The organism is Halovivax limisalsi (assembly GCF_023093535.1).
Lineage (GTDB): Archaea > Halobacteriota > Halobacteria > Halobacteriales > Natrialbaceae > Halovivax > Halovivax limisalsi.
In genome coordinates this window covers 2,825,976-2,841,855 of the sequence record NZ_CP095757.1, presented here as the reverse complement: position 1 = coordinate 2,841,855, position 15,880 = coordinate 2,825,976, and the positions used below count along the sequence as shown (strand labels likewise).

General features: G+C 67.3%; 25 protein-coding genes. 24 read left to right on the top strand and 1 reads right to left on the bottom strand.

Annotated features, from left to right (window positions below; all coding sequences use genetic code 11):
• The 24 genes from rpl4p to MXA07_RS13150 all read left to right on the top strand — a co-directional run bounded on the left by rpl4p (position 1) and on the right by MXA07_RS13150 (position 14,513).
• On the top strand, positions 1-753 hold the full coding sequence (gene rpl4p, locus MXA07_RS13265) for a 50S ribosomal protein L4 (RefSeq protein WP_247729075.1): 753 nt from the start codon (positions 1-3) through the stop codon (positions 751-753).
• A complete protein-coding gene (locus tag MXA07_RS13260; RefSeq protein WP_247729074.1) occupies positions 750-1,004 on the top strand; it encodes a 50S ribosomal protein L23 in 255 nt (84 codons plus the stop codon). Before rpl4p ends, MXA07_RS13260 begins: the two co-directional genes overlap by 4 nt.
• 2 nt (positions 1,005-1,006) lie before the next feature.
• Positions 1,007-1,729 (top strand): 50S ribosomal protein L2, encoded by a 723-nt coding sequence (locus tag MXA07_RS13255; protein WP_247729073.1) that lies wholly within the window; start codon positions 1,007-1,009, stop codon positions 1,727-1,729.
• Positions 1,726-2,148, top strand: coding sequence for a 30S ribosomal protein S19 (locus MXA07_RS13250; RefSeq protein ID WP_247729072.1), 423 nt, complete (start codon positions 1,726-1,728; stop codon positions 2,146-2,148). The genes MXA07_RS13255 and MXA07_RS13250 overlap by 4 nt, the downstream gene beginning before the upstream one ends.
• Positions 2,149-2,155: 7 nt before the next feature.
• Positions 2,156-2,629 (top strand): 50S ribosomal protein L22, encoded by a 474-nt coding sequence (locus MXA07_RS13245; RefSeq protein ID WP_247729071.1) that lies wholly within the window; start codon positions 2,156-2,158, stop codon positions 2,627-2,629.
• Positions 2,629-3,615 (top strand): 30S ribosomal protein S3, encoded by a 987-nt coding sequence (locus tag MXA07_RS13240; protein ID WP_247729070.1) that lies wholly within the window; start codon positions 2,629-2,631, stop codon positions 3,613-3,615. Before MXA07_RS13245 ends, MXA07_RS13240 begins: the two co-directional genes overlap by 1 nt.
• Complete coding sequence (gene rpmC, locus MXA07_RS13235) at positions 3,615-3,824, top strand: 50S ribosomal protein L29 (protein WP_247729069.1); 210 nt, start codon at positions 3,615-3,617, stop codon at positions 3,822-3,824. The genes MXA07_RS13240 and rpmC overlap by 1 nt, the downstream gene beginning before the upstream one ends.
• 2 nt (positions 3,825-3,826) lie before the next feature.
• Positions 3,827-4,333, top strand: a complete 507-nt coding sequence (locus MXA07_RS13230) for a ribonuclease P protein component 1 (protein WP_247729068.1) — start codon at positions 3,827-3,829, stop codon at positions 4,331-4,333.
• Positions 4,324-4,767, top strand: a complete 444-nt coding sequence (locus MXA07_RS13225; protein WP_247729067.1) for a 30S ribosomal protein S17 — start codon at positions 4,324-4,326, stop codon at positions 4,765-4,767. Before MXA07_RS13230 ends, MXA07_RS13225 begins: the two co-directional genes overlap by 10 nt.
• Positions 4,767-5,165: a 50S ribosomal protein L14 gene (locus MXA07_RS13220; RefSeq protein ID WP_247729066.1), complete on the top strand. Its 399-nt coding sequence runs from the start codon at positions 4,767-4,769 to the stop codon at positions 5,163-5,165. Before MXA07_RS13225 ends, MXA07_RS13220 begins: the two co-directional genes overlap by 1 nt.
• A gap of 4 nt (positions 5,166-5,169) precedes the next feature.
• Positions 5,170-5,526, top strand: a complete 357-nt coding sequence (rplX, locus tag MXA07_RS13215) for a 50S ribosomal protein L24 (protein ID WP_247729065.1) — start codon at positions 5,170-5,172, stop codon at positions 5,524-5,526.
• Positions 5,523-6,404 (top strand): 30S ribosomal protein S4e, encoded by an 882-nt coding sequence (locus MXA07_RS13210; RefSeq protein WP_425492160.1) that lies wholly within the window; start codon positions 5,523-5,525, stop codon positions 6,402-6,404. The genes rplX and MXA07_RS13210 overlap by 4 nt, the downstream gene beginning before the upstream one ends.
• Positions 6,401-6,934, top strand: coding sequence for a 50S ribosomal protein L5 (locus MXA07_RS13205; RefSeq protein ID WP_247729064.1), 534 nt, complete (start codon positions 6,401-6,403; stop codon positions 6,932-6,934). The genes MXA07_RS13210 and MXA07_RS13205 overlap by 4 nt, the downstream gene beginning before the upstream one ends.
• Positions 6,927-7,103, top strand: coding sequence for a 30S ribosomal protein S14 (locus tag MXA07_RS13200; protein ID WP_247729063.1), 177 nt, complete (start codon positions 6,927-6,929; stop codon positions 7,101-7,103). Before MXA07_RS13205 ends, MXA07_RS13200 begins: the two co-directional genes overlap by 8 nt.
• A complete protein-coding gene (locus MXA07_RS13195) occupies positions 7,100-7,492 on the top strand; it encodes a 30S ribosomal protein S8 (protein WP_247729062.1) in 393 nt (130 codons plus the stop codon). The genes MXA07_RS13200 and MXA07_RS13195 overlap by 4 nt, the downstream gene beginning before the upstream one ends.
• A gap of 4 nt (positions 7,493-7,496) precedes the next feature.
• Positions 7,497-8,033, top strand: a complete 537-nt coding sequence (locus tag MXA07_RS13190; RefSeq protein ID WP_247729061.1) for a 50S ribosomal protein L6 — start codon at positions 7,497-7,499, stop codon at positions 8,031-8,033.
• 2 nt (positions 8,034-8,035) lie between these two features.
• Positions 8,036-8,821 (top strand): 50S ribosomal protein L32e, encoded by a 786-nt coding sequence (locus MXA07_RS13185; RefSeq protein WP_247729060.1) that lies wholly within the window; start codon positions 8,036-8,038, stop codon positions 8,819-8,821.
• Entirely contained in the window at positions 8,818-9,267 is a 450-nt protein-coding gene (locus MXA07_RS13180; RefSeq protein ID WP_247729059.1) for a 50S ribosomal protein L19e, read from the top strand. The genes MXA07_RS13185 and MXA07_RS13180 overlap by 4 nt, the downstream gene beginning before the upstream one ends.
• The gene (locus tag MXA07_RS13175; RefSeq protein WP_247729058.1) at positions 9,267-9,818 is read left to right on the top strand and encodes a 50S ribosomal protein L18; all 552 of its coding nucleotides are present in this window, start codon (positions 9,267-9,269) and stop codon (positions 9,816-9,818) included. Before MXA07_RS13180 ends, MXA07_RS13175 begins: the two co-directional genes overlap by 1 nt.
• A complete protein-coding gene (locus MXA07_RS13170) occupies positions 9,811-10,461 on the top strand; it encodes a 30S ribosomal protein S5 (protein ID WP_247729057.1) in 651 nt (216 codons plus the stop codon). Before MXA07_RS13175 ends, MXA07_RS13170 begins: the two co-directional genes overlap by 8 nt.
• Complete coding sequence (locus MXA07_RS13165) at positions 10,458-10,925, top strand: 50S ribosomal protein L30 (protein ID WP_247729056.1); 468 nt, start codon at positions 10,458-10,460, stop codon at positions 10,923-10,925. Before MXA07_RS13170 ends, MXA07_RS13165 begins: the two co-directional genes overlap by 4 nt.
• Positions 10,926-10,927: 2 nt before the next feature.
• Positions 10,928-11,416, top strand: a complete 489-nt coding sequence (locus tag MXA07_RS13160; RefSeq protein WP_247729055.1) for an uL15m family ribosomal protein — start codon at positions 10,928-10,930, stop codon at positions 11,414-11,416.
• Positions 11,417-11,419: 3 nt separating this feature from the next.
• A complete protein-coding gene (gene secY / locus MXA07_RS13155) occupies positions 11,420-12,886 on the top strand; it encodes a preprotein translocase subunit SecY (protein WP_247729054.1) in 1,467 nt (488 codons plus the stop codon).
• 430 nt (positions 12,887-13,316) lie between these two features.
• Positions 13,317-14,513: a glycosyltransferase family 4 protein gene (locus MXA07_RS13150; protein ID WP_247729053.1), complete on the top strand. Its 1,197-nt coding sequence runs from the start codon at positions 13,317-13,319 to the stop codon at positions 14,511-14,513.
• A gap of 20 nt (positions 14,514-14,533) precedes the next feature.
• Here MXA07_RS13150 and MXA07_RS13145 read toward each other — a convergent pair whose 3' ends face one another.
• Positions 14,534-15,796: a glycosyltransferase family 4 protein gene (locus tag MXA07_RS13145; RefSeq protein ID WP_247729052.1), complete on the bottom strand. Its 1,263-nt coding sequence runs from the start codon at positions 15,794-15,796 to the stop codon at positions 14,534-14,536.
• Positions 15,797-15,880 lie beyond the last annotated feature (84 nt).

Here is a 15,880-nt window from a genome sequence, read left to right as displayed (position 1 = left end):
ATGGAGGCAACAGTACACGACCTGGACGGCGACGACGCGGGCACGGTCGAACTCCCGGCGATCTTCGAGACGGCGTATCGCCCGGACCTGATCGGCCGCGCCGTGACCGTCGCCCAGGCGAACCGAACCCAGGCCCACGGCGCCGACGAGTTCGCGGGCATGCGAACCTCGGCGGAGAGCCCCGGCAGCGGCCGGGGGATGGCCCACGTCCCCCAGCAGGGCGGCCGCGCGCGGCGCGTCCCCCAGGCTGTCGGCGGACGCAAGGCCCACCCGCCGAAAGCCGAGGCCGACCCGACAGAATCGATCAACACGAACGAACGAAAGCTCGCGACGCGGAGCGCGATCGCGGCGACGGCCGACGCCGAGCTCGTCGCCGAACGCGGTCACGCGTTCGACGACGGGATCGACGTCCCGGTCGTCGTCGACGACGAATTCGAGTCGCTCGAGAAGACGAAGGACGTCGTCTCCTTCCTGGAAGCGACCGGGCTCGACGCCGACGTCGAGCGCGCCGAGGACGGCCGCTCCGTGCGCGCCGGTCGCGGGACGACCCGCGGGCGCAAGTACAAGCAGCCCAAGTCGATCCTCTTCGTGACCTCGAGCGACGTCGGCCCGTCGCGGGCCGCGCGCAACATCGCGGGCGCCGACGTCGCCACGGCGGCGGAGGTCAACGTGGAGGACCTCGCGCCGGGCGGTCATCCGGGGCGACTCACCGTCTGGACGGAATCGGCCGTCGAGGAGGTGAGCGAGCGATGAGCGGACTCATCGACTACCCGCTCGTGACCGAGAAGGCGATGAACGACATGGACTTCGAGAACAAGCTCCAGTTCGTCGTCGATCCCGACGCGACGAAGCCGGAGATTCGCGACGAAGTCGAGTCGCGCTTCGACGTCTCCGTCACGGGACTCAACACGCAGGTAACGATGAAAGGCAAGAAGAAAGCAATCGTCACGCTCGACGAGGCCGACGACGCGCAAGAAGTCGCCTCGCGAATCGGGGTGTTCTGACGATGGGACGACGCATTCAGGGGCAGCGACGCGGGCGCGGCGGTCCGACGTTCCGCGCGCCGTCGCACCGATACAAGGCCAACCTCGAGCACCGGACGCTCGAGGATACGGACGTCGTCAGCGGAACGGTCGTCGACATCGAGCACGACCCCGCCCGCTCGGCGCCGGTCGCGGCCATCGAGTTCGAGGACGGCGACCGTCGCCTCGTCCTCGCACCGGAAGGCATCACGGTCGGCGAGGAGCTCCAGATCGGCATCTCCGCCGAGATCAAGCCGGGGAACACGCTCCCCCTCTCGGAGATTCCGGAGGGCGTTCCGATCTGTAACGTCGAGGCCAAGCCCGGCGACGGCGGGAAGTTCGCGCGCGCGTCGGGCGTCAACGCGGACCTGATCACGCACGACCGCAACGCGGCGGTCGTCCAGCTGCCGAGCGGCGAGACGAAGCGCCTCGACCCCAGCTGCCGCGCGACGATCGGCGTCGTGGCCGGCGGCGGCCGCACGGAGAAGCCGTTCGTCAAGGCCGGAAACAAGTACCACAAGATGCGCGCACGGGGGACGAAGTGGCCCCGCGTTCGTGGCGTCGCCATGAACGCCGTCGACCACCCGTTCGGTGGCGGCGGTCGCCAGCATCCCGGTCGTCCGAAGTCCGTCTCGCGGGACGCCCCGCCGGGGCGGAAGGTCGGCGACATCGCCTCGCGCCGGACCGGCCGGGGTGGTAACAAATGAGTCAGGAGTACAGAACCGGCCGCGAAGGTGAATTCACCTACCGCGGCTACACGCTCGACGAGTTGCAGGAGATGGATCTCGACGAGGTCGCGGAACTGTTGCCCGCACGCAAGCGGCGAAGCATCGAGCGCGGGCTGTCCCACGAGCAGGAGAAGCTGCTCGAGAAAGCTCGCAACCGAACCGACGAGGAGACGGCGAACGACCCGATCCGGACGCACCTGCGCAACATGCCGGTGCTACCGGAGTTCGTCGGCCTGACCTTCGCCGTCTACGACGGCCAGGAGTTCGGCCGCGTGCAGGTCGAGCCCGAGATGCTCGGTCACTACCTGGGCGAGTTCCAGCTCACCCGCACGTCCGTCGAACACGGACAGGCCGGTATCGGCGCGACCCGCTCCTCGAAGTTCGTACCACTGAAGTGATCCACGCATGGGAATTAGCTACTCAGTCGACGCGGATCCGGACACGACGGCGAAAGCCATGCTCCGGGAGCGCCACATGAGCCACAAGCACAGCAAGGAGATCGCCCGCGAGATCAAGGGCATGTCCGTCGGCGACGCCCGGGAGTACCTGGAAGCCGTCGTCGCGGGCGACCGCTCGGTCCCGTTCAAGTCCCACAACACCGGCGCCGGGCACCGCTCGGACGTCGACGGCTGGGACGCGGGCAAGTACCCCGAGAAGGCGGGCGGGGCGTTTCTCGACCTGCTCGAGAACGTCGTCGCGAACGCCACCCAGCAGGGCTTCGACGGCGAGTCGATGCTGATCGACCACGTCGCCGCCCACAAGGTCGGCGAGTCGATGGGGCGCAAGCCCCGGGCGATGGGTCGCGCGACGGCCTGGAACACGCCCCAGGTCGACGTCGAGATCGTCGTCGCCGAGCCCGAGACGGAGGGTGATGCCTGATGGCGGACGAACACGAGTTCATCCAGAACGGGCTTCGTCGCTCGCAGATCGACGAGTTCTTCGCAGAGGAACTCGGCCGCGCCGGCTACGGCGGGATGGACGTCGCCCAGACGCCGATGGGCACGCAGATCGTCCTCAAGGCCGAGAAGCCGGGGATGGTCATCGGCAAGGGCGGCGAAAACATCCGGAAGGTGACGACGGCCCTCGAGGAGCGATTCAACCTCGAGGATCCGCAGATCGACGTCCAGGAGGTCGACGAACCCGACCTCAACGCCCGCATCGTCGCGGATCGACTGGCCAACGCCTTAGAGCGCGGCTGGTACTTCCGGAAGGCGGGCCACACGACGATCGACCGCATCATGGACGCCGGCGCGCTCGGCGCCGAGATCGTCCTCTCCGGAAAGGTCACGGGTGCGCGCTCGCGCGTCGAGAAATTCAACCGCGGCTACATCAAGCACAACGGCGAGCCCGCCGACGAGGTCGTCGACCACGGCCAGGGCGTCGCCGTCATGAAGCTCGGCACGATCGGCGTCGACGTGAAGATCATTCCGCCGGGTGCCGAACTGCCCGACGACTTCCAGGTTCACGACGACCTCGATCCCGAAGAAGTCGTCCCGGACGCCGTCGAGGCGAACGAAGGCGTCGAGGAACTGCTCGAAGGCACGCCCGAGGAGGGCGAGGCCGACGGGGCCGATGCCGCCGCGGACGAGGCCGCCGAGCCGACCGACGAAGAGGCCGAGGAACTCGACGAAGAGGTCGTCGAGGAGGCCATCGAGGAAGCGGTCGTCGAGGAGACGGTCGAAGACGAGACCGACGCCGACGAGGCCGAAGCCGACGCCGCTGCCGACGAGGTCACCGAGGACCTCGACGAGGAGGTCGAGGCCGAAGCCGAGGAACTCGTCGCGGAGATGGAGGGCGAGGAAGGAGCGGACGACGAATCCGAGGCGGCTGCGGATGCCGACGAAGACGAGGGAGGTGACGCCTGATGGCGATCCTCCACGTCGAGGAGATCCGCGACATGACCCCGCCCGAGCGCGAGGCCGAACTCGAGGAACTCGAGACGGAACTGCTGAACCAGAAGTCCGTCCTCGCGGCCGGTGGGGCCCCGGAGAATCCGGGTCGCATCAACGAGCTCGGCAAGACGATCGCGCGGATCAAGACGGTTCAGCGCGAGGAAGGCGATTTAGAGGAGTAACCATGCCACTGACACCCGAGACGCTGCCGCGACACGAACTCACCGGCCTGCCGGTCAGGGTCGTCGAGAGCGACGACCCCGGCCGCGTGGGTATCGAGGGGCGAGTCGTCCTCGAGACGACTAACACCCTCCGGATCGAGTGCGTTCCGCTCGAAGCGGAACCGGGAGGCGACGAGCCTGCCGACAGTCGCGACGGCGAGACTCGGGTGGTCACGGTACCGAAGGCGGGAACGACGTTCGAATTCGCGATCACAGATGACGCCGCCGGGGACCGGAAGGCCCCGGGGACCGCGTCCAAACTGGCCGACACTCAACCCGAATCGGACGACGGATCGTCCGATTCGGACCGAGCTGGCGGCGATGCCGCCAGCTGTCGCGGCGACGGCCCCGATGGGGACCGCCCCCGCGCCGCCGGCGAGGGCGTGGCCTACGTTACGGTCGATGGATCGCGCCTGCAGGAACGACCGGCCCGCCGTACCGAAACGGCAGGAGATTCACCATGGCAATAGGACTAGATGTAGACACCCCTCCGGAGCCGGAGAACCCGGAGGAATACGACTACGAGACGTGTCCGTTCTACGGCGACCTTCCCGTTCGAGGCCAGGTCCTCGAAGGGCAGGTCGTGTCGACGGACATGGATCGGACCGTCGTCGTCGAGCGAGAGTACGACGTGGCCGTACCGAAGTACGATCGGTACATGAAGCGTCGCTCGCGCATCCCGGCACACGTGCCGGGCGTGCTCGAGCCGCTCTCGGTCGGCGACGCGGTCAAGATCGCAGAGACCCGACCACTGTCGAAGACGAAATCGCACGTGGTCGTCGAAGTAACCCAGGAGGCGTCCGAAACCGACGTCGCGGACCTCACTCGCGAGTCCGAACCGGATCGAGAGCTCTCGACCGGCGACGTCACCGAGGCGTCCGAAGTCGAGGCAGGTGAGCAGTGATGGAGGCGATCAAGGCCGACGTCACGCAGGGACTCAAGAAGGGGTCGCTGGTCACCTGTGCCGACAACACGGGCGCGCGCCAGCTGAAGGTTATCAGCGTGGCGGGCTACCACGGCACGAAGAACCGCCAGCCGCGAGCCGGCCTCGGCGACAAGGTGACCGTCTCCGTCACGAAGGGGACGCCCGAGATGCGCCGTCAGGTGCTCGAGGCCGTCATCGTCCGCCAGCGCCAGACCGTTCGGCGCCCGGACGGGACGCGCATGAAGTTCGAGGACAACGCGGCGGTCATCATCGACGAGAACGAGGAACCCCGCGGCACGGAGATCAAGGGACCGATCGCCCGCGAGGTCGCCGAACGCTTCGGCGCCATCGCGAGCACCGCCACGATGATCGTATAGAACCATGAGCAAGCAACCACGCACACAGCGAAATCAGACCGAGCGCGCCCCGCTGCACCAGCGCGGCACGCAACTGCACGCGACGCTCACCGACGAGCTCCGCGAGGAGTACGACGCGCGCCGCACGCGCGTCAACGCCGGTGACACGGTCGAAGTGATGCGCGGCGACCACGCCGGAACGGAGGGCGAGGTGCTCTCCGTCTCGCTTCGCGACGGCGTCATCCACGTCGAGGACGTGACGATCGAGACGGCCGACGGCGAAGAGGTGCCGCGACCGCTCGACGCGTCGAACGTCCGCATCACGGAGCTCGACCTGAGCGACGATCGCCGCGAGGCGCGCCTCGAAGGTGATACCGAATGAGCAAGCACCAGAAACGACTCTCGGTACCGAACTCCTGGCCGGTCGAGCGAAAGACCGACACCTTCACGGTGAAGGCCGGGGCCGGACCGCACGGCGAAGACGGCGTTCCGCTGCTCATCCTGCTGCGGGACGTCCTCGCGTACGTCGACAACCGCAAGGAGGCGCGCTACGCGCTCTCGAACGACGCGGTGATCGTCAACGGCGACGCGATCAACGACGAGGAACGCCCGATCGGGATGTTCGACATCGTCGCGTTCCCCGATCGTGACGAGTACTACCGCGTCTTCCCCGACGAGGGCGGTCGGCTCGCGCTGACCGCGATCGACGCCGAGGCGGCCGAGAGCCGCCTCGGAAAGGTCGAGGGCAAGCGCCAGGTCACCGGCGGAGTGACTCAGCTCTCGTTGCACGACGGTACCAACGTCACCGTCGACGACGAGGCGACCTACGGCGCGACCGACTCGATCGTCGTCGACAACGAGGACAAGGAGATCGTCGCGCACTTCCCCTACGAGGAGGGTGCGCTCGTGACGGCCGTCCGCGGGAATCACGCGGGCAAGGTCGGCCGGATCGCCGAGATCGAGGTCACGGCCGGCAGCGGCTCCAACATCGTCCACGTCGAACCGGCCGCGGAAGCCGCGGCGGACGACCCGTTCGAGACCGTCGAGGAGTACGTCGTCGTCATCGACGAGAACTTCGTCGACGACGATGCAGCGAGCGCGTCGGACGAGGCGACCGTCGATACCGGCTCCGAGGATGACGATACCGGAACCGAAGCGGCCGACGCCGAATCCGGCGAGACTGCCGAGACCGAGGACGTCTCCGACGACGATACCGAGGACGCCTCGGCCGACGAGGCGGACGGAGGTGAGGACGAATGAGCGACGCCGAATCCGCGGCCGACTTTCACGCGATGCGCGAACCGCGCGTCGAGAAGGTCGTCGTGCACATGGGCGTCGGGCAGGGCGGTCGCGAGCTCGCGGACGCCGAGGATATCATCGAGGACGTCACCGGTCAGGAGAGCGTTCGCACGCTCGCGTCCGGGACGGAGCCCGACTTCGGGATCCGCCAGGGCGAACCGATCGGGACGAAGGTCACGCTGCGCGGCGAGGCCGCCACCGACTTCCTCGAGACAGCGCTGGCGATCGCCGACCTGTCGGCGAGTCAGTTCGACGAGACGGGGAACTTCAGCTTCGGCGTCGCCGAGCACACGGACTTCCCCGGTCAGGAGTACGATCCGAACATCGGAATCTACGGCCTCGACGTGACCGTCAACCTGGTCCGTCCGGGCTACCGCGTCGCCAAGCGCGACCAGGCCAGCCGATCGATTCCGTCGAACCACCGACTGACCCCCGAGGACGCGATTTCGTTCCTCGAGGCGACCTTCGACGTGGAGGTAGACGATGAGTGAGAGTGAAACCGAACAGACGGGCGAGCACGCCACAAAGCGCACCGGCCAGCGGGAGGCCTGCCAGCGGTGCGGACGTAAGCAGGGCCTCGTCGGCAAGTACGACATCAACCTCTGCCGACAGTGCTTCCGGGATATCGCTCGCAGTATGGGATTCAAGAAGTACCGATGACAGGAAACGATCCGCTCAGTAACGCGCTCTCGGGCATCGACAACGCCGAGAGCGTCGGTCACCTGAGTCACGACGTCAGGCCCGCCTCGAACGTGATCGGCCAGGTGCTCGAGGTCTTCTACGACCACGGGTACATCGACGGCTTCGCGCACGTCGACGACGGCAAGGGCGGTCAGTTCGAGGTCGAATTGAACGGAGCGATCAACGAGTGCGGCCCCGTCAAGCCACGCTACAGCGCCGGCGCCGACGAGTTCGAGAAGTGGGAGAAGCGCTTTCTCCCCGCTCGGGACTTCGGCGCGCTCGTCGTCACGACGAGCGAGGGCATCATGAGCCACTACGAGGCGCGCGAGCGCGGTATCGGGGGTCAGGTGATCGCGTACGTATACTAGCACAATGGCACGAACAACACTCACCATACCCGACGACGTAACCGTCGAGGTCGACCACCTCGACGTGACGGTCGAGGGTCCCGAGGGGACGGTCAGCCGTCGCCTCTGGTACCCCGACGTCACCGTCGAGACGGATGGCGACCAGGTGGTCATCGAGAGCGACGCCGACGACGCGAAGACGAACGCGACCGTCGGCACGTTCGAGAGCCACGTCCGCAACGCCTTCCACGGCGTGACCGAGGGCTGGGAGTACGAGATGGAGGTCTTCTACTCGCACTTCCCCATGCAGGTCACCGTCGAGGGCGACGAGGTCGTCATCGAGAACTTCCTCGGCGAGAAGGCACCGCGACGCACGACGATCCACGGTGATACTCGGGTGAGCGTCGATGGCGAGGCCATCACGCTCTCCGGGCCCAACAAGGAACACGTCGGCCAGACGGCCGCGGACATCGAGCAGCTGACGCAGGTCAGCGGCAAGGACACCCGCGTCTTCCAGGACGGCGTCTACATCACCGCCAAACCGCAGAAAGGAGGTGCCTGACGATGGCAGACGACGAACCCGAAAACGCAGACGAACTGGCCGAATCCGAAGACGCGGACGAACCGGCCGGCACCGAGACTGACACCGGTCCCGAGACCCTCGAAGACATCAGCGGCGTCGGCGAGAGCAAGGCCGACGCGCTCCGCGAGGCCGGCTACGGCGCCGTCGACGACGTTCGCGAGGCGTCCCAGGACGACCTGGCCGACGTCGAGGGAATCGGCATGGCGCTGGCCGCACGCATCAAGGCCGACGTCGGCGATCTCGAGGTCGAAGCGGAGACCGAGGCCGAGATCGAGGACGAGGCCGAACCCGAAGCCGAGGAACCGGCCGAGGCCGAGGACGTCGAGACCGAACTCCAACCCCGCGGGCTGACGGAGAAGGAGCCGGAACTCTCCGACGAGGAGGCCGAACTCCTGACCCGACGTCGCCACGAGGGCAAACCGCAGTTCAAGCGCCAGGACTACCACAAGAAAAAGCGCACGCCGGAATCCTGGCGTCGACCGCGCGGCGGGCTCTCGAAGCAGCGCCGCGGCGTGAAGGGCAAAGGCGACAAAGTCGAGTCGGGCTACCGGACGCCGACGGCCGTCCGGGGCAAGCACCCGAGCGGCTTCGAGGAGGTCTACGTCGAGAACACGGACGACCTCGAGGGCGTCGACGGCGACACCGAGGCCGTCCGCATCGCCGGCTCCGTCGGGGCTCGCAAGCGCGAGCGCATCGAGGAGCAGGCCGAGGACGCGGGCATTCGCGTTCTCAACCCGACCTACGTCGAAGTGGAGGTGGACGAATGACGGACCTGAGCGCGCAGAAACGCCTCGCGGCGGACGTCCTCGACGTCGGCAAGAACCGCATCTGGTTCGACCCCGACGCCCAGGGCGAGATCGCTCAGGCGATCACGCGCGAGGAGATCCGCGAACTCGTCGACGAGGGCACGATCCGCGCCGAGGACGCCCGCGGCAACTCCCGCGGTCGCGCCCGCGAGCGCAACGAAAAGCGCGCGTACGGCCATCGGAAGGGCCAGGGCAAGCGACGCGGCAAGGCGGGCGCCCGCCAGGACGAGCGAGAACAGTGGCGAAATCAGATTCGGGCTCAGCGACGGAAGCTGCGCGAACTGCGCGACTCGGGCGAGCTCACGCCGACCGAGTACCGCGAACTCTACCGGAAGGCCGGTGGGGGCGAGTTCCGCAGCGTCCGCTACATGCTGACCTTCATCGAAAACGAGTACGGTGACGCATAATGGCAACAGGACCACGATATAAGGTACCGATGCGACGTCGCCGGGAGGTCCGGACGGACTACCATCAGCGGTTGCGCCTGCTGAAATCGGGCAAGCCGCGCCTCGTGGCGCGGACGTCGAACGCCCACGTCAGGGCGCAGCTGATCACTCCGGGCCCCCAGGGCGACGAGACACACGCGAGCGCACACTCGGGCGACCTCGCCGAGTACGGCTGGGAGGCGCCGACGAGCAACCTCCCCGCGGCCTACCTGACCGGCCTGCTGGCCGGCACCCGCGCCGTCGAGGCCGGCCTCGAGGAGGCGGTCCTCGACCTCGGCCTGCACACGGCGACGCCGGGGAACAAGGTGTTCGCGGTCCAGGAGGGCGCGATCGACGCTGGCCTGGACATCCCGCACAACGACAGCGTCCTCGCGGACTGGTCGCGAACGCGCGGCGAGCACATCGCCGAGTACGCCGAGTCGCTCGAGGACTCGCTCTACAGCGGCGACTTCGACGCGACGGCGCTGCCGGCGCACTTCGACGAGGTACGTGAGGCGATCAGCAATGAGTAACGGCTACGACGACGGGTGGGAACCCGTCACGCGACTCGGACGGATGGTACAGGACGGCGAGATCGACTCGATGTCGGCGGCGCTGAACTCCGGGCTCCCGCTGAAGGAGCCCGAAATCGTCGACCAACTCCTCCCGGGGCTGTCCGACGAGGTGCTCGACATCAACATGGTCCAGCGGATGACCGACTCGGGGCGGCGCGTGAAGTTCCGCTGCGTGGTCGTCGTCGGCGACCAGAACGGCTTCGTCGGCTACGCCGAGGGCCGCGACGACCAGGTCGGCTCCGCGATCCAGAAGGCGATCGGCATCGCGAAGCTCAACATGATCGAAGTGCCCCGCGGCTCGGGCTCGTGGGAGGATCGCTCCGATCGGCCCCACTCGCTGACCCACCGAACGAACGGGAAGGCCGGCTCGGTCGAAGTCGAACTGATCCCGGCACCGGAAGGGCTCGGGCTCGCGGCGAGCGACACCGTTCGCGCGGTGCTCGAACTCGCCGGGATCGAGAACGCCTGGACGAAGAGTCACGGCAACACCCGGACGACGGTCAACCTCGCGAAGGCGACGTTCAACGCGCTCGAGAACGCCTCGCAGTCGCGGATGCAGGCCGGTCCGGCCAGCGCCGACGTCGAGGTGGCCGAGCGATGAAGGCCGTCGTCCAGTTGCGCGGCACGGTCGATCGCTCCGACGCGGTCGACGATACGCTCTCGATGCTCAACGTGCCCGAGGTGAATCACGCGACGCTCGTTCCGGACACGGACGCCTACCGCGGCATGCTCACGAAGGTCCACGACTACGTGGCCTACGGCGAGCCGAGCGCGGAGGTGCTCGCGCGGATCCTCGAGAACCGGAGCGAGCCCGAAGCGGGGCGCCAGGCCGACGTCGACGAGGCCTGGCTCGCCGACCACACCGACTACGACGACTTCGAGGCGCTCGCCGAGGCGCTGATTCAGGAGGAAACGACGCTTCGCGAGGAGGGACTCTCGCCGACGCTTCGCCTGCACCCGCCGCGGGGCGGGCACGCCGGTATCAAGAAGCCGACGGGAGAGGGTGGCCAACTCGGAAAGCATACAACGGAGCAGATTAACGACCTGCTAGAATCGATGCGCTAACCATGACGAGTAAAAAACGACGCCAGCGCGGCTCGCGAACCCACGGCGGCGGGACGCACAAGAACCGGCGTGGGGCCGGCAACCGCGGCGGACGCGGCCGTGCAGGGCGATCAAAGCACGAGTTCCACAACTACGAACCGAAGCACAAACACGGCTTCAAACGGCCCCAGGACGCACAGCCGACCGTCGCGGAGGTCGACGTTCGCGAACTCGACGAGGACGTCCCGTTGCTCGTCGACGACGGCCTGGCCGAGGAGACCGAGGACGGCTACGCCATCGACGCGCGAGACGTCGTCGAGGACGGCCACGAGGTCGACGTCGTGAAGGTCCTGGGTTCGGGACAGGTCTACGAGGCGCTCGAGGTCACCGCGGACGCGTTCTCCGACGGCGCGAGCGAGAAGCTCGAAGCGGCCGGCGGGGCAGCCGTCCTGTCCGAGCGCGGCGAAGAACTCGCTGCCGAACCGGACGAAGACGAGGAGACAGAGGACTAATATATGGGCTGGAAGGAAGTCGCCGAACCGGTGCTGACGCGAATGCCCTCGGTCCGCAGACCGGAGGGACACGTTCCCTTCAAGCGCAAGCTCATGTGGACGGGGGCGATCCTGGTACTGTATTTCTTCCTGACGAACATCGCCATCCTGGGGTCGGCCCAGGGCGGAGAGGACCTCTTCGGCCAGTTCCGCGCGATCCTGGCCGGCCAGCAGGGCTCGATATTGCAGGTCGGGATCGGCCCGATCGTCACGGCGAGCATCGTCTTGCAACTGCTCGGCGGGGCGAACCTGCTCGGGCTGGACACGGACGACCCGCGCGATCAGGTCCTCTACCAGGGCCTCCAGAAGCTGCTCGTCATCGTAATGACGGCGCTGACGGCGGCGCCGATGGTGTTCGCGGGCGGGCAAGGTGGCTTCCTTCCGGCAGTGTCGCAGCTCCAGCTGGGCGGGATGACCTTCGGGTCGACCGGCGTCCAGGTCATCATGTTCTTACAGATCTTCGTCGGGGGGATCCTCATCCTCTACATGGACGAGGTCGTCTCGAACTGGGGCGTCGGCAGCGGGGTCGGCCTCTTCATCATCGCGGGGGTCAGCCAGCGGCTGGTCGCCGGCTTCCTCGCGTTGAATCCCGACGGGTTCTTCTACAGCTGGTATCAGATCGTCACCGGCCAGTCCGATATCGGCTCGCTCGCCACCAGCGACGGACTGTACTCGTTGCTGGTGACCGAAGGACAGATCATCGCGTTACTGACGACGGTGCTCATCTTCGCGATCGTCGTCTACGCGGAGTCGGTCCGCGTCGAGATTCCGCTGAGTCACTCGCGGGTGAAAGGCGCCCGCGGTCGGTTCCCGGTCAAGCTCATCTACGCGAGCGTCCTGCCGATGATCCTCGTTCGCGCGCTGCAGGCGAACATCCAGTTCCTGGGCCAGATCCTCAACAGTCAGGGTTGGCTGCCGACCTGGCTGGGCCAGTACGGCAGCAACGGCCAGCCGGTCAGCGGCTTCTTCTACTACACGGCGCCGATCTACCGGCCGGAAGACTGGATGTGGTGGGACCCGGGCGTCACGCAGGAGACCTGGCAGGTGCTGATCCGGCTGAGCGTCGACCTGACGTTCATGGTCCTCGGCGGCGCCATCTTCGCCGTCTTCTGGGTGGAAACGACCGGCATGGGGCCGGACTCGACGGCCGAGCAGATCCAGAACTCCGGGATGCAGATCCCCGGCTTCCGCCAGAACGTCGGCGTCGTCGAGAAGGTCATGGAGCGCTACATCCCGCAGGTGACCGTCATCGGCGGCGCGCTCGTCGGCCTGCTTGCGGTCTGGGCGAACATGCTCGGCACCATCGGCGGCGTCACCGGGACGGGCCTGCTGCTTGCGGTCTCCATCACCTACAAGCTCTACGAGGAGATCGCCGAAGAGCAGATGATGGAGATGCACCCGATGATGCGCCAGATGTTCGGCAAGGAGTGAGGATCAGCTTCGCTTATCTCTGTTCGCCGTGACGTCCGGGCCGTTTCTTTCCAATACTATCGTACCCAACGCTAGATGCTGGCTCGACGGCCCGTACCCTGTCGGTGACGGCGATTTACCGTATCGACTCTGTGAATGCGCTGGCCCGAAACCAGTGGCCGATGCGCCGATGGGAAGTCGCCGCCGGAGGATCCGTCGCGGGTACGGACGGCGTAACTCGGCGGCGTATCACGCTGACCGAATTCGGCCTCCGGCTCTACGGCTCCCGAGGGTTCGAGAGATCGCCTTCCAGTAGGGAGATGCTTCTCACCTGCAATTGGTGCAAACGCTGGTCCGTTCGCATCCGTCGAGCTCCCAATGTCCCCTTTACGGAGAATTCGCGCACAAGGGCTTTTGACGCCGCCATCGGGGATTGTGATGGCCGATATAAATGGCGAAGATAGGAGTCGTCCACATGGACCTCGGTTCGAAGGGTGGTGGAGAGGCGGTTTGTATGAACGTCCTCGAATCGGTACAGGACGGCCACGACGTCACCCTCTTGACCCTGACCGAGCCGGATCTCGACGCACTCAACGCGTACTTCAACACGGCGGTCACCGACGTCACCGTCGAACGGGCGGGCACCATCGCACCGTGGGTGCACGAGCGATACGGACTCACATACTACATCCTCCAGAACGCCTTGCTCGGGCGGTACGCGAGGAACCGCGCCGCCGAGTTCGACCTGCTCGTGAGCACGATCAACGAACTCGGCCTCGGCCCGGACGCCGTCCAGTACGTCCACTTTCCGTTCGATTGGACGGTCAGCCTCGACAATCGCGAGCACATCTTCCACCCGACGGTGGAGGCGGATTCGTTCTACGAGCGACTCTGTACGACCGTCGGCGAGATCGACCTGGCGGAGCTGCGCGAGTGTACGCTGCTCGCGAACTCGACGTGGACCGCCGAGGTCGTCGCCGACGCGTACGGGGCGGAGCCGCGAGTGTGCTATCCGCCCGTCGATACCGCGGAATTCGACGACGTTCCCTGGGGCGAACGCGAGGACGGCTTCGTCGCCGTCGGCCGCATCGAGCGGAGCAAGCGGATCGTCGAACTGATCGAGATCGTCGACGGCGTTCGCGATCGCGGCCACGACGTTCACTTCCACGTCGTCGGGCCGACGGTGGACGAGGAGTACCGCCGGGAGGTGGCTGCGATGGCCGCCGACCGCGAGTACGTCATTCTCGAGGGCGAACTCCCTCGCGAGCGGCTGGTCGAGCTGATCTGTTCGCACCGCTACGGGCTGCACGGAAAGGAGTACGAGCACTTCGGAATGGCCGTGGCCGAACTCGCCGCCGGCGGGGCGATTCCCTTCATCCCGGCCAACGGCGGGCAACACGATATCGTCGGCGACCGTTCCGAACTCGAGTACGAGTCGGTCGCCGACGCGGTCGAGCGAATCGACAGGGTGCTCTCGAACCGGGCACTGCAGCGGGAGCTACGCATCGATCGGGCGGAGATCGAGCGACGGTTCGGCCGTGAACGATTCAAGGACGAGATTCGAGCGGTGGTTGCCGAGGCCCTCGGCGAACCGGTTCGAGAGACCGAACCGGTGAGCAAAGCCGGCGCCAGCGAACGCGGAGAGTGAGACCGAGTGCGCGGCAGCGATCACTTCGAGAGCAGTTCGTACCGGCGTTCGAGTTCGCGCACCGTCCGTTCCCACGGGTAACATCGCTCGACGTATCGCCGACAGGCGCGACCGGCGGCGGCGCGGTCCGCGTCGGACAGCGCCCGCCACTCCGCCATCGCCGCCGCGATCGCGTCTGCGGTGACGGAGCGAACGATGGACGGGCCGGAAAAGTCCTCGAGCCCCGACAGACCGCCGAGAACCTCCGGCGTCGCTCCGACCGGCGTCGCGATGACCGGCGTTCCCGAGGCGAGGGCCTCAAGCGTCGCCAGGCCGAACCCCTCGAGTTCCGTGGTCGGTAAGACGAACGCGTCGGCCGCGGCGTACGTCGCGGGGAGGCGACTGTCGGGGACGTAGCCGAGGAACGTCACCGCGTCGTCGACATCGAGGTCGACGCTCCGGCGCTCGAGGCGGTCCCGCAGCGGGCCGTCGCCCGCGAGGTAGAGTCGGGCGTCCGGGTACCGCTCGCTGACCGACGCGAACGCCTCCAGGAGGAGCGGATGGCCCATCCGCTCGGCGAGCCGGCGGACCGTCAGGAAGGCCGGATCGCCCGGTAGTGAACCGTCCCGTGCGCCGTCGGCTGAGACGCCCGCCTCGCCGGGAACCCGGGCCGTCGGACCGGTTCCCGCCGCGTCCGGCGAGTATCGTTCGAGGTCGACGCCGCCGGGAATCACGACCGGCTCGGGGACGCCGTCGTACGACCGCACGATTCGGTCGCGGACGAACGCGCTGAGCGCGATCACCTCGTCGCAGGCGGCGAGGGAGCGCCCCTCGACGATTCGTCTGAGGGCGGCGTTGAGCCCCCGTCGGACGGCGCTCCGTCCGGACGAGCGCGTTCGAATGCGGTATTCGGTCGGCCAGGCGCTGTGGAAGGTCAGGGAGCGCGGAATCCGGTCGTCCGCGAGCGCCGAGAGTAGCGGGCCGGTCACCGGCCCCTGGAGGCTGAGAACGTCGGGCGGTCGACCCGACTCGATCGCCCGAACGTGAGCGCCGGCCTGCGCGAGCGAACCGGGCAGTCGTCGTCCGATCGTCGCCGCGTTGCGGTTCGCGATCTCGAGATCGTACCGGTAGACGGCCGTTCCGGCGACTCGCTCGCGTTCCGGGACGTCGCCCCGCCGACGCGTGAGAACGGAGACGTCGTGCCCGCGATCGACCAGTCGCCGCCCGATCTCGAAGACGTACCGTCCGGACCCGCCCGATCCCGGATCCGGATAGAGGTCGTGGGCTGCGATCGCGACGTGCACGGTGGCGTACTGTCGACGATGGCCCTCATATAACGCGTGCGAGCCCGACGCGGAACCGTCGGTGTACGCTGTCCCTACTGCGGG

Bases quoted from the DNA above. Each gene is read 5' to 3' on its own strand.
- rpl4p (WP_247729075.1), top strand. From the start codon at position 1: ATGGAGGCAACAGTACACGACCTGGACGGCGACGACGCGGGCACGGTC.
- MXA07_RS13260 (WP_247729074.1), top strand. From the start codon at position 750: ATGAGCGGACTCATCGACTACCCGCTCGTGACCGAGAAGGCGATGAAC.
- MXA07_RS13255 (WP_247729073.1), top strand. From the start codon at position 1,007: ATGGGACGACGCATTCAGGGGCAGCGACGCGGGCGCGGCGGTCCGACG.
- MXA07_RS13250 (WP_247729072.1), top strand. From the start codon at position 1,726: ATGAGTCAGGAGTACAGAACCGGCCGCGAAGGTGAATTCACCTACCGC.
- MXA07_RS13245 (WP_247729071.1), top strand. From the start codon at position 2,156: ATGGGAATTAGCTACTCAGTCGACGCGGATCCGGACACGACGGCGAAA.
- MXA07_RS13240 (WP_247729070.1), top strand. From the start codon at position 2,629: ATGGCGGACGAACACGAGTTCATCCAGAACGGGCTTCGTCGCTCGCAG.
- rpmC (WP_247729069.1), top strand. From the start codon at position 3,615: ATGGCGATCCTCCACGTCGAGGAGATCCGCGACATGACCCCGCCCGAG.
- MXA07_RS13230 (WP_247729068.1), top strand. From the start codon at position 3,827: ATGCCACTGACACCCGAGACGCTGCCGCGACACGAACTCACCGGCCTG.
- MXA07_RS13225 (WP_247729067.1), top strand. From the start codon at position 4,324: ATGGCAATAGGACTAGATGTAGACACCCCTCCGGAGCCGGAGAACCCG.
- MXA07_RS13220 (WP_247729066.1), top strand. From the start codon at position 4,767: ATGGAGGCGATCAAGGCCGACGTCACGCAGGGACTCAAGAAGGGGTCG.
- rplX (WP_247729065.1), top strand. From the start codon at position 5,170: ATGAGCAAGCAACCACGCACACAGCGAAATCAGACCGAGCGCGCCCCG.
- MXA07_RS13210 (WP_425492160.1), top strand. From the start codon at position 5,523: ATGAGCAAGCACCAGAAACGACTCTCGGTACCGAACTCCTGGCCGGTC.
- MXA07_RS13205 (WP_247729064.1), top strand. From the start codon at position 6,401: ATGAGCGACGCCGAATCCGCGGCCGACTTTCACGCGATGCGCGAACCG.
- MXA07_RS13200 (WP_247729063.1), top strand. From the start codon at position 6,927: ATGAGTGAGAGTGAAACCGAACAGACGGGCGAGCACGCCACAAAGCGC.
- MXA07_RS13195 (WP_247729062.1), top strand. From the start codon at position 7,100: ATGACAGGAAACGATCCGCTCAGTAACGCGCTCTCGGGCATCGACAAC.
- MXA07_RS13190 (WP_247729061.1), top strand. From the start codon at position 7,497: ATGGCACGAACAACACTCACCATACCCGACGACGTAACCGTCGAGGTC.
- MXA07_RS13185 (WP_247729060.1), top strand. From the start codon at position 8,036: ATGGCAGACGACGAACCCGAAAACGCAGACGAACTGGCCGAATCCGAA.
- MXA07_RS13180 (WP_247729059.1), top strand. From the start codon at position 8,818: ATGACGGACCTGAGCGCGCAGAAACGCCTCGCGGCGGACGTCCTCGAC.
- MXA07_RS13175 (WP_247729058.1), top strand. From the start codon at position 9,267: ATGGCAACAGGACCACGATATAAGGTACCGATGCGACGTCGCCGGGAG.
- MXA07_RS13170 (WP_247729057.1), top strand. From the start codon at position 9,811: ATGAGTAACGGCTACGACGACGGGTGGGAACCCGTCACGCGACTCGGA.
- MXA07_RS13165 (WP_247729056.1), top strand. From the start codon at position 10,458: ATGAAGGCCGTCGTCCAGTTGCGCGGCACGGTCGATCGCTCCGACGCG.
- MXA07_RS13160 (WP_247729055.1), top strand. From the start codon at position 10,928: ATGACGAGTAAAAAACGACGCCAGCGCGGCTCGCGAACCCACGGCGGC.
- secY (WP_247729054.1), top strand. From the start codon at position 11,420: ATGGGCTGGAAGGAAGTCGCCGAACCGGTGCTGACGCGAATGCCCTCG.
- MXA07_RS13150 (WP_247729053.1), top strand. From the start codon at position 13,317: ATGGCGAAGATAGGAGTCGTCCACATGGACCTCGGTTCGAAGGGTGGT.